This window comes from Serratia sp. ID 25-353, assembly GCF_054792795.1.
Window position 1 is genome coordinate 3785301 of record NZ_CM139236.1, and the last position, 21808, is coordinate 3807108.

Consider the following 21808-nt stretch of genomic DNA (forward strand, 5'->3'; position numbering starts at 1 on the left):
TGTGAATACTAACCAAAGCCGCCAACCCGCGCAAGGGCAATTTGCAGCCGCCGGCGCGTTTGCGGAAAAAAACGCCAACAATCGCCTCTCCGGGCTCAGCTTCGCCGAGCCCGGCGGCTAACTGACTGTTTTAACCGGCGGATTTCACCGCGTCGGCGATGCGATGCGCCAGCGTGGTCACCTGCTGCTCGTCCTCGCCTTCCACCATTACGCGGATCAGCGGTTCGGTGCCCGATTTGCGCAGCAGCACCCGGCCGCGGCCGGCCAGTTCGGCTTCCACCTGCTCGGTGACTTTACGCACCGCTTCAGACTCCAGCGGATTGTGATCGCCGGCGAAGCGCACGTTGACCAGAATCTGCGGCAGCAGCTTCATGCCGCTGCACAGGTCATGCAGGCTCATGTGGTTGCGCACCATGGCGGTCAGCACCTGCAGCCCGGCCACGATGCCGTCGCCGGTGGTGGTTTTGTCCAGCAGGATCACATGGCCGGAGTTTTCCGCACCGATGCGCCAGCCCAGCTCCTGCAGCTTCTCCAACACATAGCGGTCGCCCACTTTGGCGCGAGCGAACGGAATGCCCAGCTGTTTCAGCGCCAGCTCCAGCCCCATATTACTCATCAGAGTGCCGACTGCGCCGCCGCGCAGCTGGCCCTGACGCAGGCCTTCACGGGCGATGATGTACAGGATCTGATCGCCGTCCACCTTGTTGCCCAGGTGATCCACCATCATCACGCGGTCGCCGTCGCCGTCAAACGCCAGGCCTACGTGCGCTTTTTCCTGCAGCACGCGCTCCTGCAGCTGACGCACGTCGGTAGCGCCGCATTTTTCGTTGATATTCATGCCGTCCGGCTCAACGCCGATGGCGATCACCGTGGCGCCCAGCTCGCGCAGCACGCTCGGTGCGATGTGGTAAGTCGCTCCGTTGGCGCAGTCGACCACAATTTTCAGCCCCTTCAGGCTCAGCTCGCTCGGGAAGGTGCCTTTGCAGAATTCGATGTAGCGGCCGGCGGCGTCGATGATGCGGCTGGCTTTACCCAGCTCGGCGGACTCCACGCAGGTCAGCGGCTTTTCCATCTCGGCTTCGATAGCTTCTTCGACGTTGTCCGGCAGCTTGGCCCCGTCGATCGAGAAGAACTTGATGCCGTTGTCATAAAACGGGTTATGCGAAGCGGAGATGACGATGCCCGCTTCAGCGCGGAAAGTGCGCGTCAGATAAGCCACCGCCGGGGTTGGCATCGGCCCGGTGAAAGAGGCGGACAACCCTGCGGCCGCCAGGCCGGCTTCCAGAGCGGACTCCAGCATATAGCCGGAGATGCGCGTATCCTTACCGATGATGATCTTGCGGGAACCGTGACGCGCCAGCACTTTACCGGCCGCCCAGCCCAGCTTCAGCACGAAGTCCGGCGTGATGGGGCTGTCCCCGACCTTGCCACGGATGCCGTCGGTGCCAAAATATTTGCGCTCGCTCATGTCTCTACTGTCCCTTAGCTGAAAGTGTTGCCTCGACGACACGCATCGCCTCGACGGTTTCTTTAACGTCATGCACTCTGACAATCTGCGCGCCCTGCATCGCCGCGATTACCGCACAGGCCACGCTGCCGATAACCCGTTGATCCGGTGGTACGTTCAGCAGTTGTCCTACCATCGATTTGCGCGACATGCCGACCAACAGCGGCAAACCGAAACGATGAAACTCCGACAACCGTGCCAGAAGCTGATAGTTGTGCGCCAAATTTTTACCGAAACCGAAGCCTGGGTCGAGCAGCAATTTCTGATTTGTTATCCCCGCCTCGTTACAGCGCCGGATATGGTGCTCGAAAAACGCCTGAACGTCGGCAATCAGGTCATTGTAGTGCGGCGCCTGTTGCATGGTGCGCGGCTGCCCTTGCATATGCATCAGACAGACCGGCAGCTCGCTTTCCACCGCCGCTGCCAGGGCACCCGGCTCCTGCAGCGAACGAATGTCGTTGATTAGATGTGCGCCGGCATGCGCCGATTCGCGGATCACGCCCGCTTTCGAGGTATCGACAGAGATAAAGACTTCAAAACGCTGCGCCAGCGCTTCCACCACCGGCACGACCCGCTCAAGCTCCTCCTCTTCGCTCACTTCCGCCGCCCCCGGCCTTGTCGATTCACCGCCGATATCGATCATCGTGGCGCCGGCCGAAATCAGCGCATGCGCATGCAGCAGTGCCTGGTTCAGGGTGTTGTGGCGGCCGCCGTCGGAAAACGAATCCGGCGTCACGTTGAGGATACCCATCACCTGCGGATGGGAGAGATTGAGCGTCATGTCGCGCACGGTTAACTGCATGGTTGGTCCACCTTACTGTTGCCTGGTTCACTGCCCGCCGGGCAAAAAAAACCCCGGCATGCCGGGGTTTGATGTTATTACACAGCCGCTGTTACTTGTCGAGCTGTTCGGACATGGTGTTGCCCGGCGTTGGGGTGCGAGGCTCATCTACCGGCGTCGGGGCTTTCGGGGTGCCACCGTTGTCAGAGCTGTTGCCTTTGTTCGCATCGTCCCAGCCCGCCGGCGGACGCACGTCTTTGCGGTTCATCAGATCGTCGATCTGCGGCGCATCGATGGTTTCATACTTCATCAGCGCATCCTTCATCGAGTGCAGGATGTCCATGTTTTCCATCAACAGCGAGCGAGCACGCGTGTAGTTACGCTCGATCAGCGACTTCACTTCCTGGTCGATAATACGCGCGGTTTCATCCGACATGTGCTTCGCCTTGGCCACGGAACGGCCCAGGAACACTTCGCCCTCTTCTTCCGCATACAGCAGCGGCCCCAGCTTCTCGGAGAAGCCCCACTGGGTCACCATGTTACGGGCGATGGAGGTCGCCACTTTGATGTCGTTCGACGCACCGGTAGAGACTTTTTCCGGCCCGTAGATGATCTCTTCCGCCAGACGACCGCCGTACAGGGTAGAGATTTGGCTCTCCAGCTTCTGACGGCTGGCGCTGATCGCATCCCCTTCCGGCAGGAAGAAGGTCACGCCGAGCGCACGGCCACGAGGAATGATCGTCACCTTGTGTACCGGATCGTGTTCGGGAACCAGGCGGCCAATGATGGCGTGGCCCGCTTCGTGATACGCGGTCGACTCTTTCTGCGCTTCGGTCATCACCATGGAGCGGCGTTCCGCACCCATCATGATCTTGTCTTTGGCTTTCTCGAACTCCACCATCGACACCACGCGCTTATTGCCACGGGCGGCGAACAGCGCCGCTTCGTTGACCAGGTTAGCCAGGTCAGCACCGGAGAAGCCCGGCGTACCGCGCGCAATGACGGAGGCGTCGATGTCTGCGGCTAACGGCACGCGGCGCATGTGCACCTTCAGGATCTGCTCACGGCCACGCACATCCGGCAGCCCGACCACGACCTGACGGTCGAAACGGCCCGGGCGCAGCAGCGCCGGGTCAAGCACGTCCGGACGGTTGGTAGCCGCGATGACGATGATGCCCTCGTTGCCTTCGAAACCGTCCATCTCAACCAGCATCTGGTTCAGAGTCTGCTCGCGCTCATCGTGACCGCCACCCAGGCCGGCGCCACGCTGGCGGCCGACGGCGTCGATTTCATCGATGAAGATGATGCACGGCGCGGCTTTCTTCGCTTGTTCGAACATGTCGCGCACGCGGGATGCACCCACGCCGACGAACATTTCGACGAAGTCGGAACCGGAAATGGTGAAGAACGGTACCTTCGCTTCGCCGGCGATCGCTTTCGCCAACAGCGTTTTACCGGTCCCCGGCGGGCCAACCATCAACACGCCTTTCGGGATCTTGCCGCCCAATTTCTGGAAACGGCTCGGTTCGCGCAGGTATTCCACCAGTTCGCTCACCTCTTCTTTCGCTTCGTCACAACCGGCGACATCGGCGAAAGTGGTCTTGATCTGGTCTTCCGTCAGCATGCGGGCCTTGCTCTTGCCGAAGGACATCGCGCCCTTGCCGCCGCCGCCCTGCATTTGCCGCATAAAGAAGATCCAGACCCCGATCAGCAACAGCATCGGGAACCAAGAGATAAAGATAGAAGCCAGCAGGCTCGGCTCTTCAGGCGGCTCGCCGACAACTTTCACATTCTTCGTTAACAACGTATCCAGCAACTTAGGATCGTTGACAGGGATGTAGGTCGTGTATTTGTTACTGTCTTTCTTGGTAACGTTAATTTCACGTCCGTTGATTCGCGCTTCGCGAACCTGATCTTGGGTCAGTTCGGACATGAAGGTAGAGTAATCCACCCTACGGCCATTCGACTCGCTGGGCCCAAAGCTCTGGAATACAGACATCAACACTACCGCGATGACTAACCAGAGAATTAGGTTTTTCGCCATGTCACTCAAGGGATTAACCTCATCTTACAACTGTGTTAACAAACAGCGTTAGGGTACTACAGTTTGCGCCCTGTCGCTACAATGTACACTTCGCGCGAACGAGCGCGGGAAGCGTCTGGCTTACGAATCTTAACCTTCGTAAACAGGGAGCGAATTTCCCGTAGGTACTCGTCAAAGCCATCTCCCTGGAACACCTTCACCAGGAAACTTCCACCTGGTGCGAGGACATCACGACACATATCCAGCGCCAACTCCACCAGATACATCGACCTTGGAATATCGACCGCCGGGGTGCCACTCATATTCGGGGCCATATCGGACATGACCACCTGAACCTTACTCTCGCCTACTCGTTCCAACAGCGCCTTCAGCACCAGTTCATCACGAAAATCGCCCTGAAGGAAATCGACGCCAACGATAGGATCCATTGGCAAAATATCACAGGCGATGATACGCCCGGTACCGCCGATTTGGGTGACCACATACTGCGACCAGCCACCCGGCGCGGCACCGAGATCAACCACGGTCATGCCCGGTTTGAACAGTTTGTCGCTCTGCTGTATTTCATCAAGTTTAAACCAGGCACGGGAACGCAGTCCCTTTTTCTGCGCCTGCTGTACATATTTATCGCTAAAGTGTTCTTGTAACCAGCGACTGGAGCTAGCCGAACGCTTTTTATTAGCCATCTCGTTTTCCAACTATCATAAAAAGAGTCTTATGTCAGGGTCGCTGCTCACGTAGACTCACACCGGTGAAGACCGATTTGGTGATATACATGAGATGGCGGTAGAATGTACCGTTTTCAATCCCAACTTAAGCAAAAAAGACAATGAATCTGAATAATAAACAAAAACAGCACCTGAAAGGCCTGGCGCATCCGTTAAAACCGGTGGTGATGCTGGGCAATAACGGTCTTACCGAAGGGGTGCTGGCTGAAATTGAACAGGCTCTGGAGCATCATGAGCTGATCAAGGTAAAAATCGCCGCTGAAGATCGCGAAACCAAAACCCTGATCGCCGATGCTATCGTGCGTGAAACGGGCGCCTGCAATGTGCAAGTTATCGGCAGTACGCTTATTCTTTACCGCCCGTCGAAAGAGCGCAAGATCAGTCTACCGCGTTAATAACCATCAGGTTAACGAAAAGGTGCCATGCGCCTGACCAAGATAAAAGGCCGCTCGCGGCCTTTTTCCTATCTTTACAAAACGTTGGCGCATTAGTGACCAACGGCCTCGATCAGAGATACTCGACCTTCAGGATCTCATACTCAACGTCGCCGCCGGGGGTTTTGATCACCACTACGTCGTCTTGCTCTTTGCCGATCAGGCCGCGCGCCATCGGCGAGTTTACCGAAATCAGATTTTTCTTGAAATCGGCCTCATCGTCACCAACGATGCGGTAAGTCACTTCTTCTTCACTGTCCAGATTCATCACCGATACGGTGGCTCCGAAGATCACTCGGCCGGTGTTCGGCATCTTGGTGATATCGATCACCTGAGCATTGGACAGCTTGGCTTCGATTTCCTGAATGCGGCCTTCGCAGAAACCCTGCTGTTCGCGGGCGGCGTGGTACTCGGCATTCTCTTTCAAATCGCCGTGCTCACGGGCGTCAGCGATATCCGCAATGATTTTCGGGCGGCGCACGCTTTTCAGATATTCGAGCTCTTCGCGCAGTTTTTCAGCGCCAAACAAGGTCATCGGAATTTGGTTCATCGTATAAATACCTCTAAATCTTTCCTGTTCAAATAACCGTCATCCTGACGTATTCGTATGAAAACACGGTTGGCATACCGCCACCCGCCTCCAGGCGACAAACAAAAGAAACCTGACTCGGAACGAGGCCCAAGCCAAGATTGGTTTTGCATTTTGATACGCATTTTAGCCTAGAGTTCCTTGAGGGTCATCGTTTACTTTTTCCCTGATTGCACCGTAGTATGACGGCACGTTATCCAGCTGTTATCCCGAGATTATGCGTTTTTCACGAATTGTCAGTGCATTGGCTTGCGCATTTGTTCTGAATGCGAATGCGGCCCCGGTTGAAGAGTACACACAATATCTGCCTGATGGGGCCAACCTTGCCCTGGTCGTTCAGAAAATCGGTGCCGGCGCGCCGACGATCGATTATCACTCTCAGCAGATGGCGCTGCCGGCCAGTACCCAAAAAGTGCTGACGGCGCTGGCGGCATTGCTGCAACTCGGGCCCGATTACCGTTTCACCACCACGCTGGAGAGCCAGGGCGATATCCGCGACGGCGTGCTGCGCGGCAACCTGATCGCCCGCTTCAGCGGCGATCCGACCTTCAAACGCCAGAGCCTGCGCAATATGGTGGCCGTCCTGAAGAAACAGGGCGTGCGCCAAATCAGCGGCGACGTGCTGGTCGACACCTCGGTCTTCGCCAGCCATGACAAGGCGCCCGGCTGGCCGTGGAACGATCTAACGCAGTGCTTCAGCGCACCGCCGGCCGCCGCCATCGTCGATCGCAACTGTTTCTCGGTCTCGCTCTACAGCGCGCCGAATCCGGGCGACATGGCGTTTATCCGCGTCGCCTCCTATTATCCCGTCAATATGTTTAGCCAGGTGCGCACCCTGGCGCGCGGCTCTGCAGACGCGCAGTACTGCGAGCTGGACGTGGTGCCGGGCGAGCTGAACCGCTTTACCCTGACCGGCTGCCTGACGCAGCGCAGCGAACCGCTGCCGCTGGCCTTCGCCATCCAGGACGGCGCCAGCTATGCGGGCGCCATCTTGAAAGACGAACTGACGCAGGCCGGTATCCAGATCGACGGGCATTTGAAACGCCAGACGCGCCCTGGCATCACCGGCACGGTGATCGCGCAAACCCAGTCGGCGCCACTGCACGATCTGTTGAAGATCATGCTGAAGAAATCGGACAACATGATCGCCGATACCGTCTTCCGCACCATCGGCCACGAGCGCTTCGGCGTACCGGGCACCTGGCGAGCGGGTTCCGATGCGGTGCGGCAGGTGCTGCGCCAGAAGGCCGGCATCGATCTGGGCAATACCATCATCGCCGACGGTTCCGGCCTGTCGCGCCACAACCTGCTGGCGCCGGCGACCATGATGCAAGCGTTGCAGTACATCGCGCAGCACGACAACGAGCTGAACTTCATCTCGATGCTGCCGCTGTCCGGCTATGACGGCACCTTGCGCTACCGCGGCGGCCTACACGAAGCCGGCGTCGACGGCAAAGTGTCGGCCAAAACCGGCGCGCTGCAGGGCGTGTACAACCTGGCGGGCTTCATCACCACCGCCAGCGGCCAGCGCATGGCCTTCGTGCAGTATCTTTCCGGTTATGCCGTACCGCCGGAAGATCAGAAACAGCGCCGCGCACCGCTGGTACGCTTCGAAAGCCGCCTGTATCGGGATATTTACCAAAACAACTGAGGATCGCCATGAAGCTGCTGGTCGTTGAGGATGATGAACTGCTGCAACAGGGGCTGGCGCTGGCGCTGACCGGCGAAGGCTACGTCTGCGACTGCGCCGCTACGGCGGCGGAGGCCAACAGCCTGCTCATCACCAGCCAATACAGCATGGTGATCCTGGATCTCGGCCTGCCGGACATGGACGGCGCCGCGCTGCTGCGGCAGTGGCGCCGCCAGCAGATCGATCTGCCGGTGCTGATCCTGACCGCCCGCGATGCGCTGGAAGACCGCGTCGACGGGCTGGATGCCGGCGCCGATGACTACCTGGTCAAACCCTTCGCGCTGGTCGAGCTGCAGGCGCGCGTGCGCGCCCTCCTGCGGCGCTACCAGGGCCACAGCGACAATCTGATGCAGGTGGATGACCTGCAGTTGAACCTCTCCAGCCAGCAGGTCTATCTGCAGCAGCAACCGGTGGAGGTCACGCCGAAAGAATTCGCCATTCTGGCGCGTCTTATCATGCGTGCCGGCCAAACGGTCAACCGTGAACTCCTGCAGCAAGATCTCTACACCTGGCAGGACGACTTGGGTTCCAACACGCTGGAAGTGCACATCCACAACCTGCGCCGCAAACTGGGCAAGGATCGCATCCGCACCGTGCGCGGCATCGGCTACCGCCTGGAACCCTCGTCATGATCAGCATGCGCCGCCGCCTGCTGCTGATGCTGGCGCTGATCCTGCTGGTCACGCAACTCATCAGCGCCTTCTGGCTGTGGCACGAAAGCCAGGAGCAGATCAGCTTCCTGGTGGACGAAACCCTGTCCGCCAAAGTGCGTACCGAACGCGTCGATACCGAGATCGCCGAGGCCATCGCGTCGCTGCTGGCGCCTTCGCTGATCATGATGGTCGTCACGCTGCTGGCGTCGTTTTGGGCCATCAGCTGGATCATCCGCCCGCTAAACCAATTGCAGCAGCGGCTGGAAAAGCGCTCTGCCGATAACCTGACGCCGCTGCCAATCACCAGCGACAGCCAGGAAATGGTGGCGGTCACCAATGCACTCAATCAGCTGTTTTCACGGCTGGATAACACCATTCAACAGGAACGCCTGTTCACCGCCGACGCCGCCCATGAGCTGCGCACGCCGCTGGCCGGCATCCGCCTGCATCTGGAACTGATGGAAAAGCAGGGCGTCAAGGGCAGCCAGGCGCTGATCGCCCGCATCGATCAGCTGATGCACACCGTCGAGCAGTTGCTGATGCTGTCGCGCGCCGGGCAAGACTTCGCCAGCGGCCATTATCAGCATTTCGATTGGGTAGCCGATGTGATTCAACCGCTGCGTGAAGAGCTCGACGAAATGACCGCCCAACGCGGGCAGACGCTGGATTGGCAATTGCCGGCCGTCGCCGCGGTGAACGGCGATCCGGTGCTGCTGCGGCTGCTGCTGCGCAACCTGGTCGAAAACGCCCACCGTTACGGCCCGGAAGGCGGGGCGATACAGGTGCGGTTAACACCGCAAGACAACGGCTATCTGCTGCAGGTCATCGACGATGGCCCAGGTATCAAGGAGGAGATGGTCGGGGAGCTGACACAGGCGTTTCGCCGCATGGATCAACGCTACGGCGGCAGCGGACTGGGCTTGAATATCGTGATCCGCATCGCGCAACTGCATCAGGGCCGTTTGACGCTGGAAAATCGCCGCGATGTGCGCGGCCTGAACGCCCAGTGTTGGCTACCGGAAAAGGCGCTTAAATAACAAGGGCCCAGCGTTGCTGAGCCCTTTATCACCGAATCACTTCTGGTAAATGATTTCGACGCCTTCGTCGTCGTCTTCGTCCCAGTCATCATCCCAGTCATCTTCCGCTTCGGCTTCCACTTCCGCGATTTGCTCGCGGTGGTAGTCATCCCACATGAATTCGACTTTTTCCGGTGCGCTTTCTTCGATCGCCATCGCTTTCGGCTGAGTGTTGATGAAGTTCATCACGTCCCAGCACAGCGCGTTGACGCCTTCGCGGTTGGCGGCGGAGATCATGTAGTACTTCCCTTCCCAGCCCATGCCTTCCACAATCGCTTTGGCGCGTTCGGCGGCTTCTTCCTCACCAATCACATCAATTTTGTTGAACACCAGCCAGCGTGGCTTCTGCGCCAGATTTTCGCTGTATTGGTTCAACTCGTTGATGATCACTTTGGCGTTTTCCACCGGATCGGTTTCGTCGATCGGCGCGATATCCACCAGGTGCAGCAGCACGCGGCAACGCTCCAGGTGTTTCAGGAAGCGAATGCCCAGGCCCGCGCCTTCGGAGGCACCCTCGATCAACCCCGGAATGTCGGCAACCACAAAGCTCTGCTCGTGGTCCATGCGCACCACGCCCAGGCTCGGCACCAGCGTGGTAAACGGATAATCGGCCACCTTCGGCTTGGCGGCGGACACCGCGCGGATGAAGGTCGATTTACCGGCGTTCGGCAGCCCCAGCATGCCTACATCGGCCAGCAGCAACAGCTCCAGCAACAGGTCGCGCGCTTCGCCGGCGGTACCCAGCGTCTTCTGACGCGGTGCACGGTTGACCGAAGATTTGAAACGGGTGTTGCCCAGGCCGTGCCAGCCGCCTTTGGCGACCATCAGCTTCTGCTCATGGCGGGTCATGTCGCCGAGGATCTCGCCGGTGCCCTGATCCTTCACGCGCGTGCCGACCGGCACCTTGATGATGACGTCTTTACCGCGTTTACCGGTACAGTCGCGGCTCTGGCCATTCTGGCCGCGCTCGGCGCGGAAAGACTTCTCAAAACGGTAGTCGATCAGGGTGTTGAGGTTCTCGTCCGCCAGCAGGTAGACGTCGCCGCCGTCGCCGCCGTCGCCACCATCAGGCCCACCGTTGGGGATATATTTTTCGCGGCGGAAGCTGACGCATCCGTTACCGCCGTCGCCTGCAACGACCAGAATCGCTGCTTCATCTACAAACTTCATTTACCGTCTCCGTAAATCATTCACCGGGCTGCTTCAAAGGAGCAACCAGGGGGGGGTCTGCCCGTCGCGGCCACCACCGGTGACCAATTGCGGAAAACATGGCGCCCGCCACAACCACAAACGCACCGACATAGCCGACGATGTTCAGCGTCGGCGCGGCGAAAGTCTGGGGCCAGGCCAGCGCCAATAAATCTGAAAACAGCAGGGTAAACAGCGGGGTCAGCGTAACCAACGCGCTCACCTGCGCCGCCTGCCAGCGCGCCATCGCCTCTGCCAGCGCGCCATAGCCGATCAGCGTGTTGGCGCCGCAAAACAGCAGGCACGACAATTGCCAGCCGCTCAGCTGGAAAATCACCTCGGGTTTGGCCAGAGGGAACAACGCTATCGCACATAAAGTGTACAACATAACCAGGATCTGCGGCGAAGCCAGTCGGCGCAGCAACACCTTCTGGGCCACGCCGTAGCTCACCCAGACCATCGCCGCGCACACGCCCAGCATGACGCCCAGCGTGTAGTCCGTCAGCCGGGTGAAGATCTCTATCAGACTGACGTTGAAAAACAGCATCAGTCCGCAAATCAGCATCAGGGCGCCAATGACCTGGGTGATACGCATGCGTTCTTTTAAAATCAGCACGCTGGCGAACATCATGCCGACCGGCGACAGCTGGCCAATCACCTGCGACGCCGTCGGGCTCAGGTATTGCAGCGAGGAACTGAAGAACACAAAGTTGCCCAGCAGCCCCGCCGTCGCGATCGCCAACAGCAGCAGCCAACGCGGCTGGCGGAACATCGTCAGCGGCGGCAGCTTGCCGCGCACCGCGAGGATCACGCCCAAGCCGATGGCGGCCATGGTAAAGCGATACCAGACAACGGTAAACGGCTCCATCACCACCAACACTTCTTTCATCGCGATCGGCAACGCGCCCCAGCAAACCGCCGTGGTTAACGCCAGAGAAATGCCAACGCCGACCTGCTGCTTCGTATCCATATCACCTTCGCCAACGCTGACGGGCCTGCCCTCAGGCAACCCATAAATGTAAAAAGCCCCGCAACGAATTGCGGGGCTTACATCTATTTCGTAAGGCTCGAAAAATTATTCAGCTTCGATGCTGATGAATTTACGATTGCTCGGGCCTTTAACTTCGAATTTGACTTTACCGTCTTTCAAAGCAAACAGAGTGTGGTCTTTGCCGCAACCCACGTTGGTACCAGCGTGGAATTTGGTGCCGCGCTGACGAACGATGATGCTGCCTGCCAGTACTGCTTCGCCGCCAAAGCGTTTTACGCCCAGACGTTTAGCTTCTGAATCGCGACCGTTACGAGTCGAGCCGCCAGCCTTTTTGTGTGCCATTAATCCGCTCTCCTAACTTAAGCGCTGATGCCGGTGATTTTAACGTCAGTGAACCACTGACGGTGGCCCTGCTGCTTACGGTGGTGTTTACGACGACGAAACTTAACAATTTTAATTTTCTCGCCACGACCGTGAGCAACAACTTCAGCTTTGATCTTGCCGCCATCGACGAAAGGAACGCCGATTTTGATATCTTCGCCATTAGCGATCATCAGAATCTGGTCAAACTCAACCGCTTCACCAGTTGCGATGTCCAGCTTTTCCAAGCGAACGGTCTGACCTTCGCTTACTCGGTGTTGTTTACCACCACTTTGGAAAACCGCGTACATATAAAACTCCGCTTTCCGCGTGCCCGACTGTGTTAGTTCAGAGCGCGCTATAAATATTCACAATAGGGCGCGAATTCTACGCAAAAAAGCAGCGCATGACAAGAGCAGAATAAGACCAGAACAAGAAAAAAGAAGAAAAAAAGCGCAGTTTCTTTCGTGGCGTTTATCTGAACCGTTTTTCAAGTACAATCATAGGGACAGTTACCGCCATGTACCGATGTGAGCAGCGATCTCAACGCGGTGAAGAGAAACACAGCTGAAAAAAACACAATGAACCTAGAGCAAATTACCGAGTTAACCGCGCAAGATATGGCGGCCGTGAACGCAACAATTCTCGAACAGCTGAATTCCGATGTCACGCTCATCAATCAGCTTGGCTATTACATTATCAGTGGTGGCGGTAAGCGCATCCGGCCGATGATCGCCGTTCTGGCGGCGCGGGCGTTGGGCTATGAAGGCAACAAGCACGTCACCGTGGCCGCCCTGATCGAATTTATCCATACCGCCACGCTGCTGCATGACGACGTCGTCGACGAATCGGACATGCGCCGCGGCAAAGCCACCGCCAACGCGGCGTTCGGCAACGCCGCCAGCGTGCTGGTCGGCGACTTTATCTATACCCGCGCCTTCCAGATGATGACCAGCCTGGAATCCCTGCGCGTGCTGGCGCTGATGTCGGAGGCGGTCAACGTCATCGCCGAAGGTGAAGTGCTGCAGTTGATGAACGTGCACGATCCCGACATCACCGAAGAAAGCTATATGCGGGTGATCTACAGCAAAACCGCCCGCCTGTTCGAGGCGGCGGCGCAATCGTCGGCGATCCTGTCCGGCGCCAGCGCTGAACAGGAGCAGGCGCTGCAAGACTATGGCCGCTACCTCGGCACCGCTTTCCAGCTGATCGACGATCTGCTCGACTACAGCGCCGACGGCAGCACCCTGGGTAAAAACACCGGCGACGATCTGAACGAAGGGAAACCGACCCTGCCGCTGCTGCACGCGATGCACAACGGCGACGACGCGCAGCGTGACATGATCCGCGGTGCGATTGAGCAAGGCAACGGTCGTCACCTGTTGGAGCCGGTACTGCAGGCGATGCAACAATGCGGTTCGCTGGAGTACACCCGCAAACGCGCCGAAGAAGAAGCCGACAAGGCGATCGCCGCGCTGCAGGTCTTGCCGGCATCGGAGCACCGTACGGCGCTGGAAGGCCTGGCCCATCTGGCGGTGCAACGCGATTTTTAAGAAATAAATATTTCTTAAAAAACATCAGGCCCGCGTACGCGGGCCTGCCTAGCTATTGCTCTCTTCGTCGATGCGCGCCAACAGGCCGCCGATCCCTTCCCGCATCAGGAAAGCCACCATTTTCTCGCGCTCGCTCTCCGTCAAATGGTAGTAATACTCGATCCAGACCGCCAACGGTTCCTGGCGTTCTACGTCATATGCCGCCCCGTCTTCCTTCAGCACCAGCAGGTTACGCACACCTGAAGGCAGGCTGTCGATATGGTACTCCAACGCTTTTCCCTGCACGCCTTTACGCCTGCGGCTGACCCAGCCTTCGCGCCGGGCCATCAGATTGATTCCCTGTGGTGAGGAGGGTAATCCTGCGATGCCTGTCAGTTCCTTGGCGGCAAACCACTCGTTTTTCATAGCCATCATCTCTGGGCAATAGTGGGCAACGTCATTTTTTGGAAATTACTCGGGTATTTTTTAGGAAATTTAATGGTATTCTGGTTTCCTAATGAGCGTTTCACGTTGTTCAAGCACTTAACCTTGACCCGTTAGTTATACCACTAACGCAACTTTGGCTAATCAGAAAAGGAATGTAAACATGAATTCAAGGAACCCAGATTGGCACCCGGCAGATATCATCGCGGCGCTACGCAAGCAGGGCACCACGCTGGCGGCAGTGTCGCGCAAGGCCGGATTGAGCTCATCGACGCTGGCCAACGCGCTATCGCGCCCGTGGCCGAAGGGGGAATGGCTGATCGCCGAAGCGATAGGCATCCACCCTTCGGAAATCTGGCCAAGCCGCTATTACGATCCGCACAACGATTGCCTCCTGGATCGTAAGGCACGCATAAAATCGTGAACGCGGAGCAAAAAAAACCGCCGGAACAGCGTCCGGCGGCGTTTATCGGCTGACTATCGGCAACGATCAGTTATTGATGAACTTCTCGCCCAGCTCGATATCTTTGTGCAGCACGTCCAGCATCTCGTTAAGCGCTTTCTGCTCGAAGGCGCTTAAGGTGCCGATATCTTTGCGTTCTTCAACGCCGTTCTTGCCAAGCACCAGCGGCTGCGCGAAGAAGCGAGCGTATTTACCGTCGCCTTCAACGTACGCGCATTCCACCACGCCTTTCTCGCCCTGCAGCGCACGCACCAGAGACAGACCGAAACGGGCGGCCGCCTGGCCCATGGACAGCGTTGCAGACCCGCCGCCGGCTTTGGCTTCCACCACTTCGGTGCCGGCGTTCTGAATGCGTTTGGTCAGATCCACCACTTCCTGATCGGTGAAGCTCACACCAGGGATCTGCGACAGCAGAGGCAGGATGGTCACGCCAGAGTGGCCGCCGATGACCGGCACGTTCAGCTCTTCCGGCTGCTTGCCTTTCAGCTCGGCCACGAAGGTGTTGGAACGGATGATATCCAGCGAAGTCACGCCGAACAGTTTGTTCTTGTCGTAAACGCCGGCTTTTTTCAGCACTTCCGCCGCGATGGCGACCGTGGTGTTAACCGGGTTGGTGATGATGCCGATGCAGGCTTTCGGGCAGGTTTTCGCCACTTGCTCAATCAGGTTACGCACGATGCCGGCGTTAACGTTGAACAGATCAGAGCGATCCATGCCTGGCTTACGGGCCACGCCGGCGGAAATCAGCACCACGTCCGCACCATGCAGAGCCGGGGTCGCGTCTTCGCCGCTGAAGCCTTTGATTTTAACTGCGGTTGGGATGTGGCTTAAGTCGACGGCAACGCCTGGGGTAACAGGGGCAATGTCGTAGAGAGAGAGTTCAGAACCTGAAGGAAGCTGGGTTTTGAGTAGAAGGGCGAGGGCCTGGCCGATACCGCCAGCAGCACCGAGAACTGCAACTTTCATCCTATACTCCTTTATTATCTTAAATATATAAAGCGCCGTGAATGTGTTGGTAACGGACCTTAAGTTATTACACCTTTAAAAACAATAAATTAGCCAATTCTTGCCTGCAGGTGTAATAAAACGGCCGCTGTCGCGCCCATTTTAGATTAAATCGCTTACGCATGAAGGGCATAGCGCACACTAATCAAAAATAGTGCGAGGTTATTCACGAGCAAGTTAACCGGCCGTTACATTACACCCTTACGCAACATCAGAACAACATCATTTTAATAACATTTTATTTACCACCGCAGGCCGATTTTCCGTCGCCAAAAGGGCATATTCATCGCGGCCGGATTTTGTTAAAATGGCGCCCTTTCCTCGCCGCCCGGTCATGTTTATTTTCTTTGGGTCGGCCTTTGTTGCATAAAAATTCATCTATATGCATAATCATGACTTCCACTATCAACATTCCACGGTGCAAAATGCGTAATCCCGCAAAACAGGAAGATCTGATCAAGACGTTCAAAGCGTTATTGAAAGAAGAAAAATTCAGTTCTCAAGGCGAGATCGTTTTGGCGCTGCAAGAAGAAGGCTTCGAAAACATTAACCAATCCAAAGTATCGCGCATGCTGACCAAGTTCGGCGCGGTACGTACGCGCAATGCCAAAATGGAAATGGTGTATTGCCTTCCTGCCGAACTCGGCGTGCCGACCACTACCAGCCCATTGAAGAATCTGGTGCTGGACGTCGACCATAACGACGCCGTCGTGGTGATCCACACCAGCCCAGGCGCCGCACAGCTGATCGCCCGCCTGCTCGACTCATTGGGTAAATCCCAGGGCATCCTCGGCACGATTGCCGGCGACGATACGATTTTCGTCACCCCGTCCAACGGCTTTACCGCTCAGAAACTGCATGAAGCTATTCTGGGCGTATTCGAGCAAGAGCTGTGAAACCTGGCGCTAACAAAGTACGGCTGTAGCCCGCACTTTGTTAGCGCTTCTTTAACCTTCGCCTTACCTTTCCTACCCGCCACCGCGTTTAACACTGCTTTTTTATCCCTCAGGAACACATTTCCATGACATCTCCATGTAACCAGCAGTACCCACTGTGATCTTCCGCACTTTTGGTCAAAAGCACTTACCTCATTGAAATTACATAAATTTAACATCAAAAGATCGTTTTATGAGCGTTTTTTATTCCTTGTGGTTATAAAAAATAAGGATCATGAGGTTAAAGTTTCACTAGCAACTGTTAGCGAACTATTAATTTTTCACGTTACTAGCTGTATACTCATTTCCGTGAACTGAATCACAGTTCGTTGGAACTGATAAAAGAATACGATGAGGTGAGATGATGAAAATTAAAACTACCGTTGCAACCCTGAGCGTTCTGTCCATGCTTTCATTTGGTGCATTCGCAGCACAATCTGTTGACGCAACTCAGGCCGCAAAACTGCAGCCGGCCGGTGTGATCACCGTGAGCGGCGTCGCCGCTGCGCCTTCTGACATTCGTCAGGCGCTGTCCGACAAAGCTGACGCCAAAGGGGCGACCGCTTACCGCGTGATCGAAGCCCGCAATGAAGGCAACTTCCACGCAACCGCTGAAATCTACAAATAAGTACCGGCATTACCCGGCAACGGGCAATACATCTCTGGAATCAAACGCTGTCGTAACGGCCTTCAAGAATAAAAATCGCTGCCAAGCCCTTCCAGGCTGTTATGACCAAGGATCGCTACCATGAACATGAAAACTACTCTTGCTGCATTCGGCCTGCTGTCTGTCATCGCCTTCGGCGCGTCTGCCGCCCAGCTGGTGACTAACGATCAGACCGCCAACCTGCAATCTATCGGCACCATTACCGTCAGCGGCATCGACGGCGCGCCGACCGACATTCGCCAGGCGTTGTCGGAGAAAGCCGACGCTAAAGGCGCGACCGCCTACCGCGTGATCGAAGCGCGTAACGAAGGCAACTACCACGCCACCGCCGAGATTTACAAATAACAACTCTGGGAACGGCTTTGCAGAGCTGATTACCCTCGTCACTGCCACTGCCGAGTTCTGACGCAAACGCCGATTTCCCAGAGACCCTCTCGTCGTCCTATCCGACGAACCCCGTTGCCCTCGCTCGCGAGGGCTTTTTTATGGGCGAAAAAAAGGCCGCGAACGCGGCCCTTGATGTGGTTGAGCGATCAGTAGGTGACTTTCGGTTCCTGCTTTTTCGCCAGCGCGTCCAGCAGACGATCGTGAATACCGCCGAAACCGCCGTTGCTCATCACCAGAATGTGATCGCCCGGCTGTGCGGTTTTCACCACCATGTCCACCAACGTGTCGAGATCCGCGCTCCAGTGCGCCGGCTGCACGCAGGCATCCGCCACTTCCGCCACCTGCCACGGAATGTGGTGCGGCTGGAACAGGAACACTTCGTCGGCACGGCCGAGCGAAGGCGCCAGATCGTTTTTGCTGATGCCCATTTTCATGGTGTTGGAGCGCGGTTCCAGCACCGCCAGAATGCGCGCCGTGCCGCCGACCTTGCCGCGCAGCGCGGCCAGGGTAGCGAGGATCGCCGTCGGGTGGTGCGCGAAGTCGTCGTAAACCGTGACGCCGTTGGCTTCGCCACGCAGCTCCAGGCGGCGGCGGGCATTGATGAAATCGCCCAACGCGCGGCAGGCGTCCGCCGGCTGTACGCCGACATGACGGGTGGCGGCGATGGCCATCAGGCCGTTATGCATGTTGTGCTCGCCCACCAGCGCCCAGTTCACTTCACCGACCTGTTCGCCGTCGAGGAACACCGCGTAATGACTGGCGTCCGGCGTCAGCTTCTGCGCGCGCCAGGTACCCTCTTCCCCCACCAGCTCCTGCTCGCTCCAGCAGCCCATCGCCATCACCTGCTTCAGGTGGCTGTCGTTGTCCGGCAGGATGATCTTGCCTTTGCCCGGCACCAGGCGCACCAGGTGGTGGAACTGTTTCTGGATGGCTTTCAGATCGTCGAAGATATCGGCGTGGTCGAACTCCAGGTTGTTCATGATCAGCGTGCGCGGGCTGTAGTGCACGAACTTGGAACGCTTGTCGAAGAACGCGCAGTCATACTCGTCGGCCTCGATCACGAAGAACGGGCTGCCGCCGAGGCGGGCCGAAACGTCGAAGTTGCCCGGCACGCCGCCGATGACGAAGCCGGGCTGGTAACCGCAGGCCTCGAGGATCCAGGTCGCCATGCCGGCGGTGGTGGTTTTGCCGTGGGTGCCGGCGACCGCCAGTACCCAGCGATCGCGCAACACGGCGTCGTGCAGCCACTGCGGGCCGGAAACGTAAGGGATACCACGCTCCAGCACCGCCTCCACGCACGGGTTACCGCGCGTCATGGCATTGCCGATAATCACCAGATCCGGTGCCGGATCCAGCTGGGCTGGATCATAACCCTGAATAAGATCGATCCCCTGGTTCTCCAGCAGCGTGCTCATCGGCGGATAGACGTTGGCGTCCGAACCGGTGACGTCATGCCCCAGTGAACGCGCCAGCATCGCCAGCCCGCCCATAAAGGTGCCACAGATCCCAAGAATGTGAATGCGCATAGGTTTCTCATGTGAGTGCATCGAATGTCGGCATATTCTAACGCTCAGAATCGTCCAGAAGAAATGGATTTGCCTATGAATAGCGCGCATCTTTGGGCTACACTGCACGCGAAAACGTTGGCGGTTTGTTAACAGGCCGCTATCCATCCGTAGATTCAGGGATTGTGTCATGAAAACGTTAGGCGAATTTATCGTCGAGAAACAGCACGACTTCTCTCACGCCACCGGCGAGCTGACCGCGTTACTTTCTGCAATTAAACTGGGCGCCAAAATCATCCACCGCGACATCAACAAGGCCGGCCTGGTTGATATTCTGGGAACCAGCGGGGTGTCCAACGTACAGGGCGAAGTTCAGATGAAACTGGACCTGTACGCGAACGAAAAACTGAAAGCGGCGTTGAAAGCGCGTGGTGAAGTTGCGGGTATCGCTTCAGAAGAAGAAGATGAAATCGTGATATTCGACGGCGAGCGAGCTGAAAATGCCAAGTATGTCGTTTTGATGGATCCGTTGGACGGTTCGTCCAACATCGATGTCAACGTCTCGGTCGGTACGATTTTCTCTATCTACCGTCGCATCACGCCGGTCGGCACGCCGGTGACCGAAGAAGACTTCCTGCAGCCGGGCAGCGCCCAGGTCGCAGCGGGTTATGTGGTTTACGGTTCGTCCACCATGCTGGTGTACACCACCGGTTACGGCGTCCACGCCTTTACTTACGACCCGTCTCTGGGCGTATTCTGCCTCTCCCACGAGAAAGTGCGCTTCCCGGCGAGCGGCAACATGTATTCCATCAACGAAGGCAACTACATCAAGTTCCCTCTCGGCGTGAAGAAATACATCAAGTACTGCCAGGAGCAGGATGAAGCGACGCAGCGCCCTTACACCTCGCGCTACATCGGTTCCCTGGTGGCGGACTTCCACCGCAACCTGCTGAAAGGCGGCATCTACATCTACCCAAGCACCGCCAGCCACCCGCAAGGCAAGCTGCGCCTGCTGTACGAATGCAACCCGATGGCGTTCCTGGCCGAACAGGCCGGCGGTAAGGCCAGCGACGGCAAAAACCGCATTCTGGACATCACGCCGGTGAAACTGCACCAGCGCGCACCATTCTTCGTCGGCACCAAGTCGATGGTAGAAGACGCGGAACGCTTCATCGCCGAAAACCCGGACGAGTAACGCATTTCTGGCAAGGGTTCGGCGCCGCGCCGAACCCTTATCGCCTTACAGCTTGAACGCCGCCATGCTCTGCGCCAGCAGCTGAGCCTGATCTTCCAGCGAGCGCGTCGCCGCCGCCGACTCTTCCACCAGCGCCGCATTCTGCTGCGCCACCTGATCCATCTGCGCCACCGCCAGGTTCACCTGTTCGATACCGCTGCTTTGTTCGCGCGTCGCTGCCGAGATCTCACGCATCAACGCCGTCACCCGGCCTACTTCGCCGGTAATGCCGCTCATGGTCTGCGCCGCCGATTCCACCATCTGCTCGCCTTCCTGCACCCGGTTTTGCGACGCTTCGATCAACCCTTTGATCTCTTTCGCCGACTGGGCGCTGCGCTGCGCCAGGCTGCGCACTTCGCCAGCCACCACCGCGAAACCGCGGCCCTGTTCGCCGGCCCGCGCCGCTTCTACCGCCGCGTTCAGCGCCAGGATATTGGTTTGGAAGGCGATGCCGTCCATCACGCTGATGATGTCGGCGATGCGGCGCGAACTGTCGGTGATCGCCTGCATCTTGCTCATCACCTGGCTGACCACGTCGCTGCCCTGGTTGGCGATATCAGACACGCTCAGCGCCAGCTGATTGGCCTGCTCGCAGTTCTCGGCGTTCATTTTCACCGTCGAAGTCAGCTGTTCCATGCTGGCGGCGGTTTCTTCCAGCGAAGCGGCCGATTCTTCGGTGCGCTGCGCCAGATGCAGGTTGCCGGCCGCCAGTTCGCGTGAACCGGTGTCGATCTGGCTGCTGGCGTCGCGCACTTTGCTGACCGAACTGGCCAGCGCCTGCTGCATGCGCTGCATCGCTCGCACCAGGCGGCCCATCTCGGTATCGCCCTCGCCGCGGATCTCATGGGTCAGATCGCCGCCGGCGATGTGTTCCAGCTGCGCGATGGATTCGTCCAGCGGACGCAGAATGATCACCCGCAGCGCGAACCAGGCCAGCACCGCCAGCAGCACGCTGAGCAGGCCCGCCACCACGATCAACGAGATCTTGGTGTTGGCGTTGCTTTCCGCGTCATACACCTGCTGCGCGCCGAGCTTCATGGCAAAGCTGCGGAAATCGCTGAGATCCTTTTCAAACGCGATGCTCAACGCGGAGATGCGCGTCTCCTGAATGTGATAATACTCATCAATCTTGCCGGCTTTGATGGCGGCGGCCATCGGCTTCACGCCCTGCTCCAGATAGGCGTGATAGCTGTTTTGCAGACGATTGGAGAGTTCGCGGCCGCGATCGGTCACGGTGCCGACGCCGACAAAGCGCGCCATTTCCTTGTTCGACTGTTCGAGGTAACCGTAGATGCGGCCCACGGTGGCATCGGACACATCAGTCTGGCCTATCTCCCGTTGGCGCACCGCCAGCGAGGCGGCGGTTCGGGCGCGCAGCGTCAGGTTGGAGCTGTTGGCCAGCGAGCCCAGCTCTTCGCCGAGGATCTGGTTCAAGGTATGGATCGAGCGCGATCCTTCGTTAATCGCGTTGACGCCAATAACGCTGACCATGATCAGCAGCATGGTCATCAGGCTCAGCAGGGCGATCAGCCCAGCCTTCACCGTAATCTTTTTTAGCATGAGTTCTTCCCGGCTTCAGAATAGTGAGATCAGAC

23 protein-coding genes are annotated in these 21808 nt (G+C 57.8%); 10 read left to right on the plus strand and 13 right to left on the minus strand.

Annotated elements, in window-relative coordinates:
* Positions 1 to 130 precede the first annotated feature (130 nt).
* The 4 genes from glmM to rlmE all read right to left on the minus strand — a co-directional run bounded on the left by glmM (position 131) and on the right by rlmE (position 5018).
* Complete coding sequence (gene glmM, locus ACYF6X_RS18275; protein WP_063991606.1) at positions 131 to 1468, minus strand: phosphoglucosamine mutase; 1338 nt, start codon at positions 1466 to 1468, stop codon at positions 131 to 133.
* A 4-nt stretch (positions 1469 to 1472) separates the two neighbouring features.
* Positions 1473 to 2309: a dihydropteroate synthase gene (gene folP, locus ACYF6X_RS18280; protein WP_130017359.1), complete on the minus strand. Its 837-nt coding sequence runs from the start codon at positions 2307 to 2309 to the stop codon at positions 1473 to 1475.
* A 91-nt stretch (positions 2310 to 2400) separates the two neighbouring features.
* On the minus strand, positions 2401 to 4332 hold the full coding sequence (gene ftsH, locus ACYF6X_RS18285) for an ATP-dependent zinc metalloprotease FtsH (RefSeq protein ID WP_004933529.1): 1932 nt from the start codon (positions 4330 to 4332) through the stop codon (positions 2401 to 2403).
* Between the two features lie 56 nt (positions 4333 to 4388).
* Positions 4389 to 5018: a 23S rRNA (uridine(2552)-2'-O)-methyltransferase RlmE gene (gene rlmE / locus ACYF6X_RS18290; RefSeq protein ID WP_004933533.1), complete on the minus strand. Its 630-nt coding sequence runs from the start codon at positions 5016 to 5018 to the stop codon at positions 4389 to 4391.
* Positions 5019 to 5161: 143 nt separating this feature from the next.
* On the opposite strand from rlmE, the gene yhbY reads away from it, so the two are divergent.
* The gene (yhbY, locus tag ACYF6X_RS18295; protein ID WP_004933536.1) at positions 5162 to 5455 is read left to right on the plus strand and encodes a ribosome assembly RNA-binding protein YhbY; all 294 of its coding nucleotides are present in this window, start codon (positions 5162 to 5164) and stop codon (positions 5453 to 5455) included.
* 112 nt (positions 5456 to 5567) lie between these two features.
* On the opposite strand, the gene greA is transcribed toward yhbY, so the two are convergent.
* Entirely contained in the window at positions 5568 to 6044 is a 477-nt protein-coding gene (gene greA, locus ACYF6X_RS18300) for a transcription elongation factor GreA (RefSeq protein WP_025305051.1), read from the minus strand.
* 256 nt (positions 6045 to 6300) lie between these two features.
* Here greA and dacB point away from each other — a divergent pair, with 256 nt between their 5' ends.
* From dacB to pmrB, 3 genes are read left to right on the plus strand one after another with little or no spacing between them, the layout of a single operon-like run.
* Positions 6301 to 7734 (plus strand): serine-type D-Ala-D-Ala carboxypeptidase, encoded by a 1434-nt coding sequence (dacB, locus tag ACYF6X_RS18305; RefSeq protein WP_025305050.1) that lies wholly within the window; start codon positions 6301 to 6303, stop codon positions 7732 to 7734.
* A gap of 8 nt (positions 7735 to 7742) precedes the next feature.
* Positions 7743 to 8405, plus strand: coding sequence for a two-component system response regulator PmrA (pmrA, locus tag ACYF6X_RS18310; RefSeq protein ID WP_019453348.1), 663 nt, complete (start codon positions 7743 to 7745; stop codon positions 8403 to 8405).
* Positions 8402 to 9463: a two-component system sensor histidine kinase PmrB gene (pmrB, locus tag ACYF6X_RS18315; protein ID WP_063991608.1), complete on the plus strand. Its 1062-nt coding sequence runs from the start codon at positions 8402 to 8404 to the stop codon at positions 9461 to 9463. Before pmrA ends, pmrB begins: the two co-directional genes overlap by 4 nt.
* Positions 9464 to 9499: 36 nt before the next feature.
* Here the strand turns inward: pmrB and cgtA are convergent, their stop codons facing one another.
* The 4 genes from cgtA to rplU form a co-directional block, all read right to left on the minus strand.
* Positions 9500 to 10672, minus strand: coding sequence for an Obg family GTPase CgtA (gene cgtA, locus ACYF6X_RS18320; RefSeq protein WP_025305047.1), 1173 nt, complete (start codon positions 10670 to 10672; stop codon positions 9500 to 9502).
* Positions 10673 to 10688: 16 nt separating this feature from the next.
* Positions 10689 to 11660: a DMT family transporter gene (locus ACYF6X_RS18325; protein WP_130017358.1), complete on the minus strand. Its 972-nt coding sequence runs from the start codon at positions 11658 to 11660 to the stop codon at positions 10689 to 10691.
* A gap of 105 nt (positions 11661 to 11765) precedes the next feature.
* Positions 11766 to 12023, minus strand: coding sequence for a 50S ribosomal protein L27 (gene rpmA, locus ACYF6X_RS18330; protein WP_004933559.1), 258 nt, complete (start codon positions 12021 to 12023; stop codon positions 11766 to 11768).
* Positions 12024 to 12040: 17 nt separating this feature from the next.
* Positions 12041 to 12352 (minus strand): 50S ribosomal protein L21, encoded by a 312-nt coding sequence (rplU, locus tag ACYF6X_RS18335; RefSeq protein ID WP_004933561.1) that lies wholly within the window; start codon positions 12350 to 12352, stop codon positions 12041 to 12043.
* Positions 12353 to 12622: 270 nt separating this feature from the next.
* Here rplU and ispB point away from each other — a divergent pair, with 270 nt between their 5' ends.
* The gene (gene ispB / locus ACYF6X_RS18340) at positions 12623 to 13594 is read left to right on the plus strand and encodes an octaprenyl diphosphate synthase (RefSeq protein WP_063991610.1); all 972 of its coding nucleotides are present in this window, start codon (positions 12623 to 12625) and stop codon (positions 13592 to 13594) included.
* A gap of 48 nt (positions 13595 to 13642) precedes the next feature.
* On the opposite strand, the gene ACYF6X_RS18345 is transcribed toward ispB, so the two are convergent.
* Complete coding sequence (locus ACYF6X_RS18345) at positions 13643 to 13999, minus strand: DNA-binding protein (RefSeq protein ID WP_063991611.1); 357 nt, start codon at positions 13997 to 13999, stop codon at positions 13643 to 13645.
* Positions 14000 to 14180: 181 nt separating this feature from the next.
* Here ACYF6X_RS18345 and ACYF6X_RS18350 point away from each other — a divergent pair, with 181 nt between their 5' ends.
* A complete protein-coding gene (locus ACYF6X_RS18350) occupies positions 14181 to 14441 on the plus strand; it encodes a helix-turn-helix domain-containing protein (RefSeq protein ID WP_016929333.1) in 261 nt (86 codons plus the stop codon).
* A gap of 66 nt (positions 14442 to 14507) precedes the next feature.
* On the opposite strand, the gene mdh is transcribed toward ACYF6X_RS18350, so the two are convergent.
* On the minus strand, positions 14508 to 15446 hold the full coding sequence (gene mdh / locus ACYF6X_RS18355) for a malate dehydrogenase (RefSeq protein ID WP_130017357.1): 939 nt from the start codon (positions 15444 to 15446) through the stop codon (positions 14508 to 14510).
* Positions 15447 to 15910: 464 nt separating this feature from the next.
* Here mdh and argR point away from each other — a divergent pair, with 464 nt between their 5' ends.
* The 3 genes from argR (at position 15911) to yhcN (ACYF6X_RS18370) (ending at position 17432) form a co-directional block, all read left to right on the plus strand.
* On the plus strand, positions 15911 to 16381 hold the full coding sequence (gene argR, locus ACYF6X_RS18360; RefSeq protein ID WP_004933572.1) for a transcriptional regulator ArgR: 471 nt from the start codon (positions 15911 to 15913) through the stop codon (positions 16379 to 16381).
* Positions 16382 to 16784: 403 nt separating this feature from the next.
* On the plus strand, positions 16785 to 17048 hold the full coding sequence (yhcN, locus tag ACYF6X_RS18365) for a peroxide/acid stress response protein YhcN (RefSeq protein WP_063991659.1): 264 nt from the start codon (positions 16785 to 16787) through the stop codon (positions 17046 to 17048).
* A gap of 120 nt (positions 17049 to 17168) precedes the next feature.
* Positions 17169 to 17432 (plus strand): peroxide/acid stress response protein YhcN, encoded by a 264-nt coding sequence (gene yhcN / locus ACYF6X_RS18370; RefSeq protein WP_063991612.1) that lies wholly within the window; start codon positions 17169 to 17171, stop codon positions 17430 to 17432.
* Positions 17433 to 17620: 188 nt separating this feature from the next.
* Here the strand turns inward: yhcN (ACYF6X_RS18370) and mpl are convergent, their stop codons facing one another.
* Complete coding sequence (mpl, locus tag ACYF6X_RS18375) at positions 17621 to 19000, minus strand: UDP-N-acetylmuramate:L-alanyl-gamma-D-glutamyl-meso-diaminopimelate ligase (protein WP_033636810.1); 1380 nt, start codon at positions 18998 to 19000, stop codon at positions 17621 to 17623.
* 169 nt (positions 19001 to 19169) lie between these two features.
* On the opposite strand from mpl, the gene fbp reads away from it, so the two are divergent.
* Positions 19170 to 20174: a class 1 fructose-bisphosphatase gene (gene fbp, locus ACYF6X_RS18380; RefSeq protein WP_004933587.1), complete on the plus strand. Its 1005-nt coding sequence runs from the start codon at positions 19170 to 19172 to the stop codon at positions 20172 to 20174.
* Positions 20175 to 20219: 45 nt separating this feature from the next.
* On the opposite strand, the gene ACYF6X_RS18385 is transcribed toward fbp, so the two are convergent.
* Complete coding sequence (locus ACYF6X_RS18385) at positions 20220 to 21773, minus strand: methyl-accepting chemotaxis protein (RefSeq protein WP_063991614.1); 1554 nt, start codon at positions 21771 to 21773, stop codon at positions 20220 to 20222.
* Positions 21774 to 21808: the final 35 nt, after the last annotated feature.